This is a genomic window from Propionivibrio limicola, from assembly GCF_009469695.1.
In the GTDB taxonomy this organism is placed as follows: Bacteria; Pseudomonadota; Gammaproteobacteria; order Burkholderiales; family Rhodocyclaceae; genus Propionivibrio; species Propionivibrio limicola.
Map to the genome: position 1 here is coordinate 45,158 of NZ_SSSR01000001.1, position 19,737 is coordinate 64,894.

Below are 19,737 nucleotides of genomic sequence, written 5' to 3' on the forward strand. Positions count from 1 at the left end.
AATTGCCACCGCTATTCGCCGCTCACCATCGCGTCAATGATCGTCCGCACTTGGCCCATCGATTCCTGCAAGACGTCCTGAATCGCATCAAAATGGATGCCGTAGCGGCTGTCGGAGCGACCGGCCGCGTAATTGGCCACAACGCTGATTGCTGCATACGGAACATCAAGTTCGCGGGCAAGCGCCGCCTCCGGCATGCCGGTCATACCGACAATATCGGCGCCATCACGCTCCAGGCGGTTGATTTCGGCAGCGGTTTCGAGCCGAGGTCCTTGCGTCGCCGCATACACGGCCGAGTCGCTGACCGGGATGCCGACGCGTACTGCCGCCGCAATCAATTGCTGTCGCAGAAGCCCATCGTACGGCTCGGTAAAGTCGACATGTGTCACCGCGCAATCCCGTCCCTCGTGGAATGTCGATTTCCGCCCCCATGTGTAATCGATGATCTGGTGCGGGATGATCACGTCGCCGGGCTTCAGGTCGGCACGGATGCTCCCGACCGAAGCCACTGAGACAATCGCCCGCGCACCACTGCGCGAAAGCGCCCAGATGTTCGCCCGGTAGTTCACTTCGTGCGGCGGGATCGTGTGGCCGTAGCCGTGGCGGGCGAGAAAGACAACGGGCTTACCACCGATCTGCCCGAACGTCACCGCACCGGACGGATCGCCGTACGGGGTACGCAATACTTCGCGATGCGATACATCGAGGTTGGCCAGTTGGGTCAGGCCGGTTCCACCAATAACTGCCAGCATGTCAATCATCCTTCATTGCATAAATGGCCGGCAGATTGCGCCAGGCGCCGCGCACATCCATCCCATAGCCAAAGACGAAGCGATCCGGAACGGTCAGCGCCACAAAATCGGCCTTGATCGGCTTGTTTTTACCGTTGAGCTTATCCGTCGCCACAGCGGTATAGCAGGCCTTGGCGCCCAGATGCTTCAGGCGATCCACAACAGCGGCCAAGGTGACGCCTTCATCAAGAATATCGTCGATGACGATCACCGTGCGCCCCTTGATCGGTGTCCACGGGGCGGCCCGCCACGAGAGTGCGCCGCCCGACGTATCCTGGCCGTAGCGCGTCACGTGCAGGTAGTCGAAATCGAGCGGGAAGTTCAGTTGCGTCATCAGCTGGCCGGCGAAAGGCACGCCGCCGCTCATCACGCACAGCAGTAGTGGAAAGGTTTCTCCGAGTTTCTGCGTAATCTCGCCCGCCACACGGCTGACCGCCACGGCCACTTCCTCGGCGGAGTAAATGAGATCGGCGTTGGCGAGAAGGTCTTTCGCCTCTTGTGAATCCGTCATACGTTGGTTGCCTCTTGTTGATCCTTTTAACCCTTATTCCTTGTCCAGAATCAGGTTGTTCAAATAGTTCGAGAACGCCGCCCCCACTTCGGGATGACGACGACCGAATTCGATCGTTGCTTCGAGATAGCCGAGCTTCGATCCGCAATCAAAACGCCGGCCATGATACCGGTAGGCGAGTACCTGCTCTTCGCGCAGCAGCGCCGCGATGCCATCGGTCAGCTGTATTTCGCCGCCGGTACCGGGCGCCACCTGCTCCAGGTGATGGAAAATGCGTGGCGTCAGCACATAGCGCCCGACGACGGCCAGATTGGACGGCGCCTCTTCCGGCCTTGGTTTTTCGACGATGCTCTCGATGCGCTCGATCCGCTCGGCAAGGCCATTCGATTTGACGATGCCGTAGCTCTTCGTCTCGGCCGGAGGAACATCCATCACCCCGATCACGGAACAGCGGTAATGGTTATACACATCGGTCATTTGTTTCATGACGGGCGGCTCGCCGTCGAGCAAATCGTCGGCCAGCAGCACGGCGAACGGTTCGTCGCCAACAACCGGCTTCGCGCAAAGCACGGCGTGCCCCAGGCCGAGCGCTTCCTGCTGCCGGATATAGATGCAATGAATGTTTTTCGGCAAGAGGTTATGCACGAAATCAAGCATTTCCGTTTTCTGCCGCCGCGCCAGTTCACTTTCCAGTTCGTAGGCCTTGTCGAAATGATCCTCGATCGCCCGCTTCGTCCGGCCAGTCACAAAAATCATCTCGGTGATACCCGCCGCAACTGCTTCCTCGACCGCATACTGGATCAGCGGCTTATCGACGATCGGCATCATCTCCTTCGGATTCGCCTTCGTCGCCGGCAAAAAACGGGTACCAAGACCGGCCACCGGGAAAACGGCTTTTGTGACTTTTTTCATGATTTCCCTCTTTTATTCGTCAACCAGGCCGAGCAGTTGCGTCTCATCGATCACCGCGACGCCCAGTTCAGTCGCCTTGGCGAGTTTCGATCCGGCCTCTGCGCCGGCCACGACATAATCGGTCTTTTTCGACACCGAACCGCTCACTTTACCGCCCGCCGCCTCGATGCGTGCTTTCGCCTCATCGCGCGTCAAGCCGGGGAGAGTACCCGTCAGCACAAACACTTTCCCGGCCAGCTTTCCCGTCGTGGCGGACGCGCCTTCCCCCTCTTCCCAGACAACCCCCAAGGCGCGCAGTTGTTCGATGACTTCGAGATTGTGCGGCTCACTGAGAAACTGTAGCAGCGACTCGGCAACCACCGGACCAATGTCAGGCACCAGCATCAGTTGCTCCCGATCGGCCGCCAGCAAACGCTCAAGCGCGCCGAAATGCCGCGCCAGATCCTTGGCCGTCGCTTCTCCGACGTTGCGGATGCCGAGCGCGTAGATGAAACGCGCCAGCGTCGTTTTCTTGCTTCGTTCAATGGCGACCAGAAGATTAGCGGCTGACTTTTCGGCCATGCGCTCGAGGTTAACCAGCGCTTCCATGCCAAGCCGGTAAACATCCGCTGGCGTGCGCACAAGGTCATGATCGACGAGTTGCTCGACCAGTTTGTCACCCAATCCCTCGATATCCATCGCGCGACGCGAGGCAAAATGAATCAGCGCTTGCTTGCGTTGGGCCGGGCAATACAGGCCGCCACTACAACGAGCAATCGCCTCATCCGCCGAACGTGTGACATGCGATCCGCACACTGGGCAAATCTTGGGCATGACGAATTCGGGCGCCAGAATCGGCCGTTTTTCGGGAAGAATGCGCACCACTTCGGGAATCACATCGCCGGCCCGCCGAACGACGACGGTATCCCCGACGCGCACATCCTTGCGCCGAACTTCATCCTCATTGTGCAGCGTCGCGTTGGTCACGGTCACGCCACCGACAAACACCGGCGCCAGCCGCGCCACCGGCGTCAGCGCCCCGGTCCGCCCGACCTGAATGTCGATGCCGAGCACTTCGGTCATCGCCTCTTCAGCCGGATATTTATGCGCCACCGCCCAGCGCGGCTCGCGGGAAACAAAGCCCAGCACCTGCTGCAAAGCCAGTGAATTGACTTTGTACACGACACCATCGATATCGAACGGCAAGCGACTCCGTTCGCCGCCGATTCTGGCGTGAAAATCGGCCAGCGCCTGCGGCCCCTGCACGACGGCACGCTCACGGCAAACCGGCAAGCCGAAGGCCATCAGCGCATCAAGAATGGCGCTGTGCGTCGGCGGCAGCACCCAGCCTTGCACTTCGCCCAGACCGTAAGCAAAAAAGGAAAGCGGCCGATTGGCCGCAATGCGTGAATCGAGCTGGCGGATGCTGCCGGCGGCGGCGTTGCGCGGATTGACCAGTGTTTTTTTGCCGGCCGCCAGGGCACGCGCGTTGAAGCGCTCAAAATCGGCGCGCTTCATGTAGATCTCGCCGCGCACTTCGAGCACCGGCGGCGGAGCATCTGTCACCAGACGCAGAGGAACATCGCGAACGGTGCGCACATTTTCCGTCACCTCCTCGCCGGTCTCGCCATCACCGCGTGTAGCGGCCCGAACAAGAACGCCGTCTTCGTAGCGCAAGTTGATCGCCAGACCGTCGAATTTGAGTTCCGCCGCGTATTCGACAGCGGGATCGCTCTCACCCAGCTTGAGCTGACTACGCACACGGCTGTCGAAGGCAAACGCACCGCTCACCTCGGTATCGGTTTCGGTGCGGATCGACAGCATCGGCACGGCATGACGAACCGGAGCAAACGTATCAAGCGCCTTGCCTCCCACCCGCCGGGTCGGCGAATCGGGCGTCACCAGTTCCGGATGCGCGGCTTCGATGGTCTGCAACTCGCGGAACAGCCGGTCATATTCCGCGTCCGGAATCAGCGGATCATCCAGAACGTAGTAGCGATGATCGTGCTCCGCGATCTCGGCCCGCAGCTGACGGGCACGCTCACTCATGCTCATGCGTCAATCGGCTTTCGGGAACCTGATCAAGAAAACAGACGCAAGGCCACCGGACTGCCCGCCGGAAGATTTTGCGCGGCCATCAACGACTGATACTGGGCAATCTGCCGACGGATCGGTTCAAGCGAACCTTCCGACAAGGGCCGACGGTTGTCATCGACCAGCGTCCCGCGCAACACTTCGGCGAAACGGCGAGCCTGCTCGACCATCTGGTTGAAAACGCGCTCGCCATGCGCGACACGCGGCACATCAAGCAGGAAGGTGACGGCTGGCGTCAGCAACAACCGTATCGTTTCCGGCTTGAAACCAGCTGGGTCCTGATTCATCAACACATAGAGCACGTTGCCTTCGTCATCGCAGCGAACGAACCGCCCCTGAGCGTCGATGACCATTCCCGCCGCCTCGGCCAGCGCGCGCAGTTTGGTTCCCGAGAACGGCTGGCCCTGGCTGATCACGTTGATGCCAATCTGGATATCGACGCCGGCGCAGAATTCGTCGAGCTTGGCCGCTGCCGCCTGAGCCGGCTGACGTGAAGGAAGATCGACCATCGCCATCAGACTGACGGCCAAATCCTGCATGGTGCTCTGGAACCGCGCCAGATCCGCCTCGCTTACCGCCCCCTGCCGATCAACCAACTGCAAGCCGGCGCGCAACTGCCGATAGGCGCCGGTGCCGCCGGCAACAACCGGCTCCCACTCGGATGCTGCTTCGTTATAGCCGACCCAGTTCACCGGTTTGCTGACCCGGGCCCGCACCTGACGCTGGATTTCGAGAACCTGCGCGACCGGCACAGGATCGGCCGCTTCAAGTGTTGCGATGTAATCGACCTGCTCGCACAGAAGCTGATCCGTCGTGCCCGTCACGTCAGGCAAACTGGCTGGCTGCCGTTCGGGCAAAATTTCTTCCGCTGACGAAACCGCCGGATTGACGACCGGTTCGGGCACCTGCGTCGCTACGGTCTCTTGCACAGGCTCGATCTGCAAAACGGGTTCGATACGCTCGCTTCCCACCGGTGCGTCAACGAAGGGTTCGATCCGGCTCTCCGGATAGCTCATTTCTGCGCCGGCTTGTTCCCCGCTGGCCGGGGCTTCCTGTGCCGGCTCGGCACAGTCGGCAACAGCGGGCTCCTTCGGTATCGCGCCGGCCTCGCCGTCGAACAGCACATCCGGATGCGACTTCCTGAGCACCTGCTCGACAAGTTTGCGGTGACGGTATTCCTGCCATTTGTTGAAGGCGAACACGCCCACGACAACCACGCCCCCAAAACCAATCAACCCCATCTGCAATTCGGTCATAGTCGTTCCTAAACAATCTGTTCGCGCATGCGCAACGCTTCTTCCATATCGACTTCCACGATGCGCGATACGCCGGATTCCTGCATGGTAACGCCAACCAACTGCTCGGCCATCTCCATGGCGATCTTGTTGTGGCTGATAAAAAGAAACTGCGTGTTGGTCGACATGCGTCGAACCATCGCGCAAAAACGTTCGGTATTCGTATCGTCCAGCGGCGCGTCGACCTCGTCAAGCAGGCAGAACGGCGCCGGATTGAGCTGGAACATCGAAAACACGAGGGCAATCGCCGTCAGCGCCTTCTCGCCGCCGGACAGCAGGTGAATCGTCGAGTTTTTCTTGCCCGGCGGCTGCGCCATCACCTGCACGCCGGCGTCGAGGATTTCCTCGCCGGTCATGATCAGCTTCGCCTCACCGCCGCCGAAGAGCGTCGGAAAAAGCTGGCCGAAGTTGCGGTTGACCGTGTCGTAGGTCGACTGCAGCAGGTCGCGCGTTTCGCGGTCGATACGACGGATCGCATTTTCCAGCGTTTCCATCGCCTGCGTCAGATCCTCCAACTGCGCATCGAGGAAGCCTTTGCGCTCGCGCGCGGTCTCCAACTCTTCGAGCGCCGCAAGATTAACAGCGCCCAACGCTTCGATCGATCGTTGCAGCGAGGAAATCGAACTCTGCAACGCACCCGGCCGGACGCCCGCCATGTTTCCGGCGAGTTCGGCGGCCAGGCTCTGCTCGTCGGCCTGCGCCTCCTGCAACTGGGCGGCAAGCTGTTCGCAACTGAGACCAGCGGCCTGCTCCTTGAGCTTGAGTTCGCTGATCCGCTGGCGCAAGGGTTCGAGACTTTGCTCGATCTTCATGCGCTGCTCTTCCAGGCCGCGCAGTCCGCTCGTCGCCGCTTCGAGCGCATCCCGCGCCGCCGCCAGCGCCTGTTCGCGCGCCACACGGTGATCGAGCGCCTCCTGCAATTTCGGTTCGAGGTCGTCGGCCTGCAGGGCGACGGCATTTTCCTCGCAGCGCGCCAGCTCTTCCTCAACGCGGCCGATCTGTTTGCGTGCCAGCGCCAAGTTGTTGGCAATCTCGGCGATTTTGGAACGGCACTCGCGCTGCGAGAATTGCGCCTCGCGCAAGTCGCGCTCGACGGCCGATACGCGCTCGCGCTCGTCGCGCAAGGTTCGCTCAATCTGTTCGAAACGTGCCATCGCCGCACTGACGGCCTGCTGCTGAACGCGAATCTCTTCGCGCTGTTCCTCGATCGCCTCTTCGGCCACGAACAGGCGTTCGTTTTCGCTTTCTTCTTCCGCCGCCATTTCTTCAAGCGTGGCGTCGATCTGCGCCTGCCGCTCGCGGAAGCGATCAAGCGCCTGCGAAAGCTTGAGCGTCTCGACCTGGATGGCGTGCGCCCGTTCCTGCAGTTCGTCGAGGCGGCGGCGCGCCTCTTTCTGCGCGAATTGAGCCTCTTCCATCGCCGCTTCGACCTCGCCCAGCCGCGCTTGCGTCAGTTCGAAGCGTTCATCGAGTGCGTCAATCGCTGCGCCGAGTTCCTCGATCTCGCGCTGCCGTTCGAGCAAACCGTGCTGCGCCGTATCGGGCGCGAACAGGGTCACGCTCTGGTGGCAGACGATGTCGCCACTCGGCGTTACGCAACAGGCGGAACCGGCGAGCGTTTCGCGAAGCGCCAGCGCGGTCGGCAAATCGGGAGCTGTATGCACCTCAGCCAGCCAGTCGTGCAGGATCGAAGCAAGCGCCGGATCATCGCAACGGACGCGGGCGGCCAGCCGCCCTTCCCCCGCTTCGGACGAGCGCCCCTCACCCGGCAGCAGAAGCGTCAGCTTGCCGGCCGGACGATCATTGCCCCACGCGGGATCGATGTGATCGGCCCGCAGCGCATTGATCCGCTCGCGCAACACGGCTTCGACGGCATCTTCCCAGCCCGCGTCGACATGCAGCGATTTCCAGAGGGGGAAAGAACCATCCAGATGGTAGCGACGCAGCCACTCAGTCAGCTTGCCGTCGCCCTGTGTGCGTTTCTGCAATTGTTCGAGCGCGACACGTCGCGCATTCGCCTCGGCGCGTTCCTTTTGCGCCTGTTGAAGTTGCGTCAGGACGTCGCGCCGCTGCTGTTCGAGTTGCGGCAACTGAGCCTGCTTGTCCGCCAATTCCTCCTGGGCAAGCACAATGCGCTCGCGCAACTCGGCCAGTTCCTCCTGCTTGCCGTCGAATTCGGCCGTATCCGGCACCGGCAGGGCTTCCCGCTCCTGCACCAGACGTTCGCGCCGTCCGGCGATGATTTGCAGCGAGCGTTGCGCATGACCGCGATTGGTCAGTTCAACCTGCAGCCGCTGATCGGCCTGCGCCAATACGCCGCGTTGCCGCTCAACCGCTTCCTGCGCCTCGGCATGCGCTTCCTCGGCCATCGGCAAACGCTCCTGCTGCGCGGCCAGACGCATCTCGCCCTGCTCGACGCGGTCGTCGGCAAGCAAGGAAAGCTCCTGCCAGCGCTCAAGATCGCTCTCGAATTTTTCGAGCTGCGCCTGCCAATGGATCTGATCGTCCTGCAACTGCGTGAGTCGCGTTTCATATTCGCGCTGCGATTCGCGGCGATGGCGGATTTCGGCCTCAAGGCGCGCCACCTCGGCATTGGCGGTGAACAACTGGCTTTGCGCGTTGTGCAGTCCGTCGCTCGCCGAGAAATGGCTCTCGCGGGTTTCCTCGAGCCGGGCTTCGGTTTCGCGCAAGGCGGCTGTCTGCGCTTCGAGCTCATTGATGGCGCGCGCGACCTCTCCCGCCAGCCGGTCGCGTTCAGCCTGCGCCTCGTTGCGCCGCAACAGCCAAAGCAACTGCTGCTTGCGGGTCAGTTCGTCGTGGTATTCGCGGTACTGACGCGCCACAGCGGCCTGACTTTCGAGGCGCTCCATCTGGGTGCCGAGTTCGGTACGAATATCCTCAACGCGGGTCAGGTTCTCGCGCGTGTCGGCCAGACGCCCTTCCGTCTCCTTGCGCCGCTCCTTGTATTTGGTGACGCCGGCGGCTTCTTCGAGAAAGACGCGCAACTCCTCCGGCCGCGCCTCGATGATGCGGGAAATGGTGCCTTGCCCGATGATGGCGTAGGCGCGCGGTCCGAGGCCGGTGCCAAGAAAGAGGTCGGTAATATCCTTGCGCCGGACGTGCAGGTTGTTGATGTAGTACTCGGACTGGCCGTTACGCGTCAGCAGTCGCTTGACCGACAGCTCGGTGTATTGCGACCACTGGCCGGCGATGCGCCCGAGCGAGTTGTCGAACACCAGCTCGACCGAAGCACGCGACACCGGCTTGCGCGAACCGGACCCGTTGAAAATCACGTCCTGCATCGACTCGCCGCGCAGCTCGGACGCCTTTGATTCGCCGAGCACCCAGCGCACGGCATCCATGACGTTCGATTTGCCGCAGCCGTTCGGCCCGACAACGCCGACCAATTGCCCCGGCAGGGCAATTGTCGTCGGATCGACAAACGACTTGAATCCGGCGAGTTTGAGTTTGGTCAGGCGCATGAAATAGAACGCAGCCCTGTAGGCTGCGCGACTAAGGTTCCGTAATCACTGTACCAGTGCTTCATTCATGTATGACAGGGCACTGGCACGTTTGGGCGCCTATAATATCATTTTGCTTTTCTGCCTTTACGAATCTTGAACACTCACGGATTCCAATCCTTTTCCCACTCAATTATGTCGACCCAACCTTCCAAGACGCTTGAAACCTTCCCGAACCCGGCTCCACATCGCGATTTCCACATACATATGGAAATTCCGGAATTCACCTGCCTGTGCCCGAAAACCGGGCAACCGGATTTCGCCACGCTGATCCTCGATTACATTCCGGAACAGACCTGCGTCGAACTGAAGAGTCTCAAGCTCTATGTCTGGTCGTTCCGCGAGGAAGGCTGCTTCCATGAGGACGTCACCAACCGCATCCTCGACGATCTGGTCAAGGCCACGCAACCGCGCTTCATGCGCCTGACCGCCAAATTCTTCGTGCGCGGCGGCATCTTCACCAACGTCGTCGCCGAGCATCGCGCCGCGGGCTGGACGCTGCAACCGCGCGTCGAACTCGCGCAATTCGATACCCAATCCAACACCCGAGGCTGATTAACATGAGCAACTCCACCGAACCGCAAGCCCAACTCGACGACGCGCTCCTTGACCGCCTCGAAAACCTTCTCGACGAACCGGCGCTCGACGAAGCCATGCGCCTTGACGAAATCCAGGGCTACCTGTGCGCGGCACTGTCCGGTCCGCAACCGATCCCGGAAGATGACCGCCTGATCGACATTCTCGGCAGCGAAGAAGCCCTCGACAGCGATGCAGGAAGAGAAGCGGCAGAAATCATCAACCAGTTCGCCACCGCGCTCGAAGCCGAAATGGCCGCCGGCGAGCCCCCCGTCCTGCTTCTCTATCCCAAGAACGAAAGCGAAGACAGCCCGAGCGATTACGAGCCGTGGTGCCAAGCGTATCTGAGCGCCGTCGATCAGGCCGAAGAAGACTGGTTCGAAGCGTTGGAGAACGGAAATTCGGAAGACGCCGAAGACGAAATGGCCTACCTCGACGAACGGCTGTTCCCGATGATGGTCCTTACCGGCGAGGCCGAAACTGCCGCCACGGAACACGGCGAAGAGTGGCCGGAAGGCGAAGAGCGTGCCGAGATGGAAAACGAATGCGAGGAAACGCTGCCGCAGGCCGTGACCGACATTTACCGTTTCTGGCTGGCCAAGCGTGGCGTCGGCACCATTCAGCGCGAAACGCCGAAGGTTGGACGCAACGATCCGTGCCCTTGCGGCAGCGGAAAGAAATTCAAGCAGTGTTGCGGGAACTGAAATCGCGCTGACTTGATGGCCAGATCATGATGACCGTTTTCGCCCCCAAGGAAATTCGGCCGCAACGTTCGCGGGCGTCCCTCTCTAAATTGCTGAGCACGTTGGCAGTTTGCGCGGCGGCGACGGTGTTTTCCGCCTGCAGTCCGAAAGACGACGCGAACGAGCCGGTGGTGGTCAACGGTGATGTTTTCCCCATCGCCGAGCCCGCGCTTTCCAAGGCCGTCATCGAAGACAACCTGAAACAGGTTCGGAAACTGCTGGATGAAGGGGCCGATGTGCAGACCAAGGACGCGCTGGGTCGGACCCCCCTTCACATGGCAGCTTTCTACGGCCGCGCCAAATCCACGGAAATGCTGATTGCCGCAGGAGCCGACATTGAGGCACGCGACGGCGTTGGCATGACTCCACTGCACATCGCCACGATTTCGAGCGGTCGTCAGCATGTCCGGCTGTTGCTCAACCACAAGGCAGACATTCAAGCCAAGACGGATTCCGGTCAAACAGCGCTCCATCTCGCGGCGTCGACCGGTCAGCCGAAACTCTCCAAGCTGCTTATCGATCGTGGCGCGGATCCGCAAGCCAAGGACGCCAACGACAAGACGCCACTGTTCTACGCGAAGCAGAACAAGCATCCGCAAACCACCGCCCTGCTTCAAAAGTACGGGAAAGAATAGGGACCGGCGAAAAGCCGATCCCTCTTGCAAACTCCTGTTCCTGAAACCACAGCCCTACGCCCGGCCGCACCCTTCGCCAGTCCTCACATCGCCTCGCCACGAATGAGACCAACGGCGATGCCTTCGATCACCAGCGGCTGCTCGCTGGTGTCAACGACGATTGGTTCGAAATCCGGGTTCTCGGCGATCAGTTCGACAACGCTGCCTTTCTGCTGGAAGCGCTTGACCGTCACATCATCGTCGAGTCGCGCCACGACAATCTGACCATTGCGCGCTTCGCCGCAACGATGCACGGCCAGCAAATCGCCCTCCAGAATGCCGGCATTGATCATCGACAAGCCGCGCACGCGCAGCAGGAAGTCGGCCCGCGGCTTGAACAGACTGGCATCAACCGCGTAACGTCCCTGCACATTCTCCACCGCTAGAATCGGGCTTCCAGCCGCGACGCTGCCGATCAACGGCAAGCCGAGTTGCTCGACAAGCCGGATGCCGCGCGCCGAACCGGGCTCCAGCACGATGATGCCCTTTTTGGCGAGCGCCTTGAGGTGCTCCTCCGCCGCGTTGTGCGAGGCAAAACCGAACGCATTGGCAATCTCGGCCCGGGTGGGTGGCGCCCCCAACACCTCAAGGGAAGTCTTGATGAAATCGAGGATTTCCTGCTGCCGGGGCGTGAGTTTGATCATGGCGCGCGCTGAATCGATTGACGAAATGGCTGTATTTTTATACAGCCAACCATCGGAACGCAAGCCCTGGATTAAAACCGGTTTTCGCCCAGGCGCTTCAGGTCGGCGTCCCGCAAGGCCACCAAGCGTGGCTCGCCGTCCGGTCCGACGCGAAACTCGCCGTAGCGTGCCAGCCGGTAACGCGGCTCACCCCCCTCCTGAAAGAAGAAGGCGTTGGTCGCGATTCGCACCTGATGGTTGCGAACACGGTAACGAATCGCCATTTCATCGTCGGCCGGCGCCGAATCCGCCGCCGGCAAACCGGGCTCGGTGCGAACCAGCGAAGCCACGCCGTTCGCGTCGAGTCGCAACACGGCATAACCATCCGCACGCGACCAATGCGAGCCGATTTCGTTATTCAGTGCATAGTTGAGCGCCATGTAATCGCCTTGCATCAGCGAACGGGGATCGACCGGCGCGAGTTCAAGCAAGACGGTACGCCCTTCGGCCAGGATTCGCTCATTCGACCAGACGCCCCAGCCGGCGCCGCCCAAGACAATCGCCAGCCCCAGCCAGATCAGTATCGACCGCTTCATTTCTGATCTCCTTTCAAGCCGACAAGCCACCGTACCGACAACAGCAAAACACCGCCGAGAACCATGAGGCCGGACTTGTCGAGAAGCGTCAATTGCAGGTCGTAGTAAAACCGCCCGACGCCCCAAACCAGCACGACACCACCCAATGCCAGCAACCAGCGATGCCCGCGCGCAAATCCGAACAGCAGCACGAGCATCCCCATGCCGATGGCCGGCGCCCGCCACGTCAGCCCGATCACGGCCAGCATCAGCACGGCGGCGAGAACATGGTTCCACGCCGTCAAAGCCGGCCGCGCCGGTACGGCCAGGGAAATCACGTTGACCGCGCATACCGCTGCAAGCGGATAAACACCGCCATAAGCACCGATCCCGCGCAGGGGCATGCTGAAATCCAGGAAAAGGCCGAGCGATCCACCCAATACAACCAGCATCAGGCCGGTTGCCAGTGCGTAAAGCGCTTCACTCTGGAAACTTGCCTGCCAGCGCGATTCCGACAACCACAAAGCACTTACGGCCGCCCAGTAAAGCGGCGGCCAGAACGCCGCAAATTCGGGTGCAAGCAGCTTGTTGAAGGACACCAACAGACAGCCGCCGAACATCAGCGCCGACACGATGCGGTGCGGCATCCACCTCACCCACAGCAACATGAAACTCTCGAACAGAGCCACCATCGCCAAGGCAATACCGCGCTCATGGGAAGAAGTTTCCATGGTGCCGACCAGCAATGCGCCATGCCCCGCCAGACTGGCAACCAACAGAAACTGGCGCCACACCGGGCTTCCCGCCATCACCTCTTTACGGCCCATCAGCGCCCCGGTCGCGCCGATAATCAGCACGCCGACGACGAACCACGCCTCCGCCGAATCGATCAACGGGGCTGCGCCAACACCAAGGAACAGCAGCAGAAACAAAGCCGACAGCCAGCCGCCGGCCATTTGCAACGCCAACACCCACGGAGAAAGGTCGTGCCCAGCGTCTGCCTCGGCAAACACATCGCCGGTATCGCCTTGCAGATACCCTTCCGCCCGCAGCTGCTCCAGAACACGCTCAAGCATGATGTTTCTCCCCGACGCCCACCATCCCGGCCTCGGACCAGTGGCGCAAGACCCGCCGCAGCCACACCGCCGCAACAGCCGTCATCGCGGCAACCGAAATGCCCAGCATAAAAAACGCGGCCATTCCGTCCCGCCAGAACTGATCGGACAACCCGTCGATCAACCCGGCCGTAAGCACCACAATCGCCGACAGCGCCCCGAACACCAAAGGCACAATGTCGCGCCGATGCTGACTGTAAAACCAGAACGTCGCCGCCAGCCAGGGCACATAAACCAGCGGCACATACGGCATCGCATTCCAGTGCGTCCCGCTACCGAGAAACCACCAACTCACTCCAAGCGTCGTTCCCGCGACGGCGGAAAAAGCAGCGATCAGGCGCGGCGCGTAAGCCGCACGCATCCAGACAATGCGCGGCCACAACGCTTCCCACAGCGCGAGCGCCAGCGCATTGACGAGCAGTGGCGCCCAGAACATTGCATCGTTGAAGAAGAAAAACACCCAGACGTCGAGCCGCCCGACCAGAAACACCGTCAGCGCCGTATTCACCAGCACCAGCCAGAACAGCCAGAGCCACGGCGCACGCCCGGCCACCACCCAGGGCAGCGTCAGCACGGCCCAGCCGGCAAACAACAGTTCACTATCGGCACCGGTCTGGTAAATCTGGCCGATCACCGCCAGCAACACACCGGCCAACACCACCCCGGACGCGAGCCAGGCCTTGCCTTCGGCGCGATCGACACCGACCAGCACCGCACGCGAAGCGGCCACGATCAACGGCAGCGAAACCAGCGCCATCTTCTGGAATCGGTGCAATCCGGTCCAGTTGAATGCAAAGAAGAAGATGATCCCGGCGAGGATCAACAACGCGCCACCGCCCAGCAAAAGACGGTCGACAAACCGATGCCAGCGTTCGGCATCGGGCAACACCCCACACCGCTGCAGACCGATTTCAAGCCCTGTGGATGACAACTGACCAGAATGCGCCAACGATTGCAGATAGCGCCGCAATGACGACTGCCCCATGCTTTTCCCCAAGCGAAAAGGCCGAAACTACGAACCCGCCGCGGCCTGGTGCCAGCGCCGTCGATCCCCAGGCGTGGATATCGACGGCGTAGCCCGAATCAACTCTCCAAGGCAAGCACGATGGAGTAGATCTCGTCACCCGATGCGGCGATCACGTCGTTCACCATCGCCTGATCGAATCCCAGAGCGAGGGCGTTGTTGGCGACCGGCACCACGCGCGCGTCAAGTTCCTTGAACGGATCGGGGCGCGGCGACAACACGCCGGCGACAAACAGCACATCGCCCAGGCTTTCCAAGGGCATCTTTCCGCTGAACTGACGCGAAGCGATCACCGCTTCAACAACACTCGGCGGCAGCGCCAGCTCGTCAAGCACGAGTCGGTTCGCGCGGGCGGCAAGATCATTGATCGTCTCGGCGAGGACGGTCGTGTTTTCGAGCATTTCGGGAAATTCCGCCGCCTGCGCCAGCAGGTAAAACCGCCCCAAGTCGTGCACGATGCCGGCAAACATCGCCTCGTCGGCACTGAGTTTCGTCAGTTTTTTGGCGATCACGAACGACAGCGCCGCCACATGGACGCTGCGCTCCCACAACTTGTCCGAAAAACGACAGCAGCCGTTGTGCCGCTGCGACTGGCGCAACTGGTTCATGATCAGCACCATCGCCAGCGATTTGATCGACTCCATACCGATGCGCACCACCGCCTGCCGCACATCGCGCACCGGCTGGTTGGTCGGATTGAGCGCAACGGAATTCGCCAGCCGGATCACCTTGGCCGACAGCAGCGGCTCGGCCACCACGATCTTGGCCAGCGCCGCCAGGCCGATGTCGGGATTTTCGACAGCACGCAGGACCCGACGACTCGCCTCAAGACTGGTCGGAAAATTCAGCTCACCGAGCTTCGCACTGGCAAAGGCCTCACGAAACGCCTCGGATAACGGGTGGATGTCCTGACTCACACTGCGCTCCTTTGCTATCAAAACTGCACCGCATTCTAGCAGGTTGAATGACGGAGGCCTGATCGCCGCCGATATTCAGGATTTAACCTGAATTTCCCGGTTCCAGCGCTCCGTGAGAATGCGAGGATCGGGAAAATCAGGCATCGCTTAACGAGGAGAAATCCATGCGCACCGCAAGCATCCAACCGCTCAAACTCCTGCTGACCGTCATTTCAGGCAGCCTGATACTGGCCGCCTGCAGCACACCGTCCGGCGGCGGGATGGGGGGAATGGGCGGAGCCGGTGGAGGAATGGGGCGCTTCTGATTTCAGTCTGTGAGACTGCGCCGGCCTGCCCCCGCACCCCGCCGGGACAGGCCGAGCGAACATCAATTCCAGCTGATCATCGCGTAGTTCTTTTTTCCGCGACGCAGCAGGGTAAAGCGCCCAAACAGGCGCTCTGCGTCGCCAATCTGGTGATCGAGCGCCTCGACCTTGCTGCCATTGACGGTCACGCTGCCGCTTTGCAGGAAGCCGCGCGCTTCGCTCTTCGATTTCGCCAGCTTGGCGGCGACCAGCGCGTCGATCAGGCCGGATTCCGTCTTTTCCAACACCATGCCCGGCACGCCGTCCTGCGCCAGTTGTTCGAAATCCGATTCAGTCAGCGCGTCCAGACTGCCGGAGAACAAGCTCTGGCTGATGCGCTTCGCCGCTTCGACGGCGGTCTTGCCATGCACGAGTTCCGTCGCCTGCTCGGCGAGGATGCGCTGCGCTTCCGGCTTCTGGCCGCTGGCGCGATCAGCGTCTTCGATGGCCTCGATCTCGTCCACCGACAGGAAAGTGAAGTAGCGCAGGAACTTGTAGACGTCGGCATCGGCCGTGTTGAGCCAGAACTGGTAGAAGGCGTAGGGCGACGTTTTCTTCGCGTCGAGCCAGATCGCGCCCGACTCGGTCTTGCCGAACTTGGTGCCGTCGGCCTTGGTGACGAGCGGCAGCGTCATGCCGAACACGTGCTTCTGGTTGAGGCGGCGGGTCAGATCGGCACCGGCCGTGATGTTGCCCCACTGGTCCGAACCGCCAACCTGCAGGACGCAGCCGTGACGGCGGTTCAGTTCAGCGAAGTCGTAGCCCTGCAACAGGCTGTAGGAAAATTCGGTGTAGGAGATGCCCTGCTCGTCACGGTTGATACGCTGCTGCACCGACTCTTTCTTGATCATCGCGTTGACCGAGAAATGCTTGCCGATGTCGCGCAGGAAATCGAGCGCGCCCATGCCGCCGAACCAGTCGTAGTTATTGGCCATGATCGCCGCGTTCGGCCCCTCAAAATCGAGGAACGGCGCGACCTGACCACGGATTTTGTCGACCCAGCCAGCGATCACGTCCGGCGTATTGAGCTTGCGCTCGGTCGCCTTGAAGCTCGGATCGCCGATCATCCCGGTGGCACCGCCGACCAGTGCGATCGGCTTGTGGCCCGCCTGCTGGAAGCGCTTGAGCAAAAGCACCGGCACCAGATGCCCGAGGTGCAGACTGTCCGCCGTCGGATCGAACCCGCAATACAGCGTCACCGACTCCCTGAGCAAAAGTTCATCAAGCGCTTTCGCATCCGTGATCTGGGCGATCAAGCCACGCGCGTTCAGGTCCTGGATCAGGGCAGACTGGTACATTCAAAAATCTCCACAGTAGGGGCGGCAACTCATTGCCGTTGCAGTTCGACGAGGGGCGAAATTTTAGCACGCGACATGCCCGCTCCCGCTTTCCTGCCAACCCGCAGCGCCTTCCAGGTAGCGCCCCACATGCTGGTTCGGCATTCCCGACCCGGACGGCCCGGATGCCGCCATCGACTACAACGCCATCCCGGCCAACGGCATCGCCATGCATTAGGGCGGAATCGGCTTCGAATTGCGCACCCCGGACGACTTCAATATCTACGGCATCGTCGTCGACCGGGATGAACTGGCGCGCTACGCCGCCGAAGTCGAGGCCATCGAACCGGAAATTCTGCTCGGGCAAAGCAACGTGCTGCTCGTCGACGTCGACGCCAAAAAACGCCTATGCCAGCGCATCACCCACCTGCTCGACGAAGCCAGCCATCTCGAACCCCGACCCATCGACAACACCGAAGATTTCCAGCAAATCACGCAAGACCGCATCCTCGGCGCGCTCGTCAGCGTCCTGATGACGCGCAGCGGCGAGAACGCACCGGAACGCCACGCCCAGACACGCCTCCACCGCTGGCAAACCGTCCGCCGCATCCGCGAATACATCACCGAAAACGCCGATGCCGGCGTCAATGTGCCCGAGCTGTGCCGCCAGTTCCACATGAGCCGGCGGACGCTGCAATACAGCTTCGAGGAAGTCACCGGCCTTTCCCCCACCGCCTACATCCGCAACATCCGCCTCAACGGCGCCCGCCGCGAGCTGCGGCGTCTGCAGCGCGGCGACCGCTCCGTCTCGGAAATCGCCCTCGACGGGGGCTTCTCGCACTTCGGACAATTTTCACAGGACTACCGCCAACTCTTCGCCGAACTGCCGTCGGCAACGTTGCGTTCGGTTGCTGGCTGAAACGCGGCAACAGTTGCGGTTTTTCACCTCGCCTGACCAACCCGCAAATGGCCAGCCGCCGCTCTTCGCATAGCCGCCATTCGTACGGGCGGTGTAGTTCTGAACCTGCCGGAAGGGCAATCCGAACTGATCGGCCTTCGCTGTCCTAGATATGCCCTCCCTGAATCGTCAGTAATGGGACAGATTGCTGACGGAGTAGGCCCCCCGCTGTTCAGCATTCCTGGCTCACTCCATACCCGTTACGACTATCGATCCATCAGAATCCAGATACAAGCCCTTGCAGATGCAGTTTCAAAAGATTTTTCTTTCATCGTGACTTTCCTTCCAAAGAAAGGATGAGCTGTCCAAGAAGCCTCATGCCGGCTTCGCAATCATCATTCCAGGGGGCGCCGTAATTCAGTCGAATGCTGTTGCGGTACTGCCGACTGGCCGAGAAAATTGGTCCTGGCGTGATGCTGATTCCTTCCTGCGCGGCAAGCTGATGCAAGGCCAGCGTGTCGACGTTTTCTGAAAATTCCACCCAGAGGAAATAGCCGCCAGAAGGTTTGGTCACGCGAACGTTTTCCGGAAAATAGCGGCGGATAGCCTCGCTCATCTGGCTCAGTTGCGATTCCAGGGTATAGCGCAGTTTACGCAGGTGCTTGTCGTAACCCCCGTTCTGTAAGTAGTCGGCGAGCGCGACTTGGGCCGGCACACTGGCGGAGAGCGTCGTCATCAGCTTGAGCTGCTCAATCTTCTTGCCGAAGCGGCCGGGCGCCACCCAGCCAATGCGATAACCGGGCGCGAGGCTCTTGGAAAAAGAACTGCAATGCATCACCAGCCCTGCGCGGTCATAGGCTTTTGCAGGCAGCGGCGGGCGAGCACCGAAATAGAGCTCGCCATAGACATCGTCTTCAATCAATGGAATCTGGTGTTGTTCCAACAAGGCGACCAGCGCTTGCTTGTCGGCGTCGCTCATCGTCGTACCCATCGGGTTCTGGAAGTTCGTCATGAACCAACAGGCTTTGACTGAATGTTGCTCGATGGCTTGCGCCAATGCGCCAAGATCGATCCCGCGTTTAGGATGAATCGGAATTTCGAGCGCTTTCATCTTCAGCCGCTCAAGCGCCTGCGCGGCGGCATAAAATCCCGGCGATTCAATCGCGACCACATCACCGGGGCCGGCCACGGCCGACAAACACAGATTGAGCGCTTCGATGGCCCCGTTGGTGATCACGATATGCTCCGGCGGCTGCGGCATGCCCATCGCCAAGTAACGCAAGGCGATTTGCTGGCGTAGTGGCCAATGACCGGGCGCCAGGCTGGCAACCGTCTCCCAGGGGTCGATAAAGCGGGCCGTCGAAGCGAGTGACTTGGCTAGGCGTTTCAGAGGAAACAGCTTGGGCGAGGCGAAGGCGGAGCCCAGCGGCAAGATATCGCGGTCCTGGGTGGCTTCCAGCACGGAGAAGACAAGACTATTGATGTCGACGGCAGGAGACAATCGTGGTGCCGAGGCCGTCTCGGGCTCCGGTAGAGCGGCGCCCCCCGTGCTTGTTACGAAATACCCGGATCGTTCGCGAGCACGCACCAAGCCGAGGTTTTCCAGGCGGTAGTACGCCTGAAAGACTGTTGATGGGCTGACTTCGTGCTGCCGCACGATGGTCCGAACCGAGGGCAGACGGGTTCCTGCAGGAAATTTGCCGCTGCGGATATCGTTTGCCAACAACTCTGCCAACTGCTCATAACGTTTCATCGCGTCCGTTCTCTCGTCCTGCTCTTGCCGTCTTGTCGCATCTGATACGCAAATCAAACGCGTTTCTGATTCTGTTACGCATTTGTCCAGTATCGCATACTCCGTCGCTCAGGCT

Annotated in this window: 18 protein-coding genes; 5 read left to right on the forward strand and 13 right to left on the reverse strand. The window is 61.0% G+C overall.

The features are described from left to right. Nucleotides 1-11: 11 nt before the first annotated feature. From GH659_RS00235 to smc, 6 genes are read right to left on the reverse strand one after another with little or no spacing between them, the layout of a single operon-like run. Nucleotides 12-752, reverse strand: coding sequence for an S-methyl-5'-thioinosine phosphorylase (locus GH659_RS00235; RefSeq protein ID WP_153108710.1), 741 nt, complete (start codon nucleotides 750-752; stop codon nucleotides 12-14). Nucleotide 753: 1 nt separating this feature from the next. Then, nucleotides 754-1,302 (reverse strand): hypoxanthine-guanine phosphoribosyltransferase, encoded by a 549-nt coding sequence (locus GH659_RS00240; RefSeq protein ID WP_153108711.1) that lies wholly within the window; start codon nucleotides 1,300-1,302, stop codon nucleotides 754-756. Nucleotides 1,303-1,335: 33 nt separating this feature from the next. After that, the gene (galU, locus tag GH659_RS00245; protein WP_153108712.1) at nucleotides 1,336-2,214 is read right to left on the reverse strand and encodes a UTP--glucose-1-phosphate uridylyltransferase GalU; all 879 of its coding nucleotides are present in this window, start codon (nucleotides 2,212-2,214) and stop codon (nucleotides 1,336-1,338) included. Nucleotides 2,215-2,226: 12 nt separating this feature from the next. Further along, a complete protein-coding gene (ligA, locus tag GH659_RS00250; protein ID WP_153108713.1) occupies nucleotides 2,227-4,248 on the reverse strand; it encodes an NAD-dependent DNA ligase LigA in 2,022 nt (673 codons plus the stop codon). A 26-nt stretch (nucleotides 4,249-4,274) separates the two neighbouring features. Then, nucleotides 4,275-5,543 carry a cell division protein ZipA C-terminal FtsZ-binding domain-containing protein gene (locus GH659_RS00255; protein ID WP_153108714.1) on the reverse strand — a complete coding sequence of 423 codons (1,269 nt, stop codon included), beginning with the start codon at nucleotides 5,541-5,543 and terminating at the stop codon, nucleotides 4,275-4,277. Nucleotides 5,544-5,551: 8 nt separating this feature from the next. Next, nucleotides 5,552-9,064, reverse strand: a complete 3,513-nt coding sequence (gene smc / locus GH659_RS00260) for a chromosome segregation protein SMC (RefSeq protein ID WP_153108715.1) — start codon at nucleotides 9,062-9,064, stop codon at nucleotides 5,552-5,554. A gap of 174 nt (nucleotides 9,065-9,238) precedes the next feature. Between smc and queF the strand changes: the two genes are divergently transcribed. From queF to GH659_RS00275, 3 genes are read left to right on the forward strand one after another with little or no spacing between them, the layout of a single operon-like run. Further along, a complete protein-coding gene (queF, locus tag GH659_RS00265; protein WP_153108716.1) occupies nucleotides 9,239-9,658 on the forward strand; it encodes a preQ(1) synthase in 420 nt (139 codons plus the stop codon). 5 nt (nucleotides 9,659-9,663) lie between these two features. Next, on the forward strand, nucleotides 9,664-10,383 hold the full coding sequence (locus GH659_RS00270; RefSeq protein WP_153108717.1) for a UPF0149 family protein: 720 nt from the start codon (nucleotides 9,664-9,666) through the stop codon (nucleotides 10,381-10,383). Nucleotides 10,384-10,409: 26 nt separating this feature from the next. Then, nucleotides 10,410-11,057, forward strand: coding sequence for an ankyrin repeat domain-containing protein (locus tag GH659_RS00275; RefSeq protein ID WP_153108718.1), 648 nt, complete (start codon nucleotides 10,410-10,412; stop codon nucleotides 11,055-11,057). 83 nt (nucleotides 11,058-11,140) lie between these two features. Here the strand turns inward: GH659_RS00275 and lexA are convergent, their stop codons facing one another. From lexA to GH659_RS00300, 5 genes are all read right to left on the reverse strand, one after another. Further along, a complete protein-coding gene (gene lexA / locus GH659_RS00280) occupies nucleotides 11,141-11,740 on the reverse strand; it encodes a transcriptional repressor LexA (RefSeq protein ID WP_153108719.1) in 600 nt (199 codons plus the stop codon). A 71-nt stretch (nucleotides 11,741-11,811) separates the two neighbouring features. After that, nucleotides 11,812-12,315 (reverse strand): GDYXXLXY domain-containing protein, encoded by a 504-nt coding sequence (locus tag GH659_RS00285; RefSeq protein ID WP_153108720.1) that lies wholly within the window; start codon nucleotides 12,313-12,315, stop codon nucleotides 11,812-11,814. Continuing rightward, nucleotides 12,312-13,370 carry a DUF4401 domain-containing protein gene (locus GH659_RS00290; protein WP_153108721.1) on the reverse strand — a complete coding sequence of 353 codons (1,059 nt, stop codon included), beginning with the start codon at nucleotides 13,368-13,370 and terminating at the stop codon, nucleotides 12,312-12,314. Before GH659_RS00290 ends, GH659_RS00285 begins: the two co-directional genes overlap by 4 nt. Next, entirely contained in the window at nucleotides 13,363-14,394 is a 1,032-nt protein-coding gene (locus GH659_RS00295) for a DUF2157 domain-containing protein (protein ID WP_153108722.1), read from the reverse strand. Before GH659_RS00295 ends, GH659_RS00290 begins: the two co-directional genes overlap by 8 nt. A 98-nt stretch (nucleotides 14,395-14,492) precedes the next feature. Next, nucleotides 14,493-15,350 (reverse strand): HDOD domain-containing protein, encoded by an 858-nt coding sequence (locus tag GH659_RS00300; RefSeq protein ID WP_170285794.1) that lies wholly within the window; start codon nucleotides 15,348-15,350, stop codon nucleotides 14,493-14,495. Nucleotides 15,351-15,514: 164 nt separating this feature from the next. Between GH659_RS00300 and GH659_RS00305 the strand changes: the two genes are divergently transcribed. Further along, nucleotides 15,515-15,655: a hypothetical protein gene (locus tag GH659_RS00305; protein WP_153108724.1), complete on the forward strand. Its 141-nt coding sequence runs from the start codon at nucleotides 15,515-15,517 to the stop codon at nucleotides 15,653-15,655. Nucleotides 15,656-15,717: 62 nt separating this feature from the next. On the opposite strand, the gene tyrS is transcribed toward GH659_RS00305, so the two are convergent. Further along, nucleotides 15,718-16,992, reverse strand: coding sequence for a tyrosine--tRNA ligase (gene tyrS, locus GH659_RS00310; RefSeq protein ID WP_153108725.1), 1,275 nt, complete (start codon nucleotides 16,990-16,992; stop codon nucleotides 15,718-15,720). Between the two features lie 235 nt (nucleotides 16,993-17,227). Here tyrS and GH659_RS15070 point away from each other — a divergent pair, with 235 nt between their 5' ends. Then, nucleotides 17,228-17,890: a helix-turn-helix domain-containing protein gene (locus GH659_RS15070; RefSeq protein WP_153108726.1), complete on the forward strand. Its 663-nt coding sequence runs from the start codon at nucleotides 17,228-17,230 to the stop codon at nucleotides 17,888-17,890. A gap of 307 nt (nucleotides 17,891-18,197) precedes the next feature. Here the strand turns inward: GH659_RS15070 and GH659_RS00320 are convergent, their stop codons facing one another. Then, nucleotides 18,198-19,622, reverse strand: a complete 1,425-nt coding sequence (locus tag GH659_RS00320) for an aminotransferase-like domain-containing protein (protein WP_153108727.1) — start codon at nucleotides 19,620-19,622, stop codon at nucleotides 18,198-18,200. Between the last annotated feature and the right edge of the window lie 115 nt (nucleotides 19,623-19,737).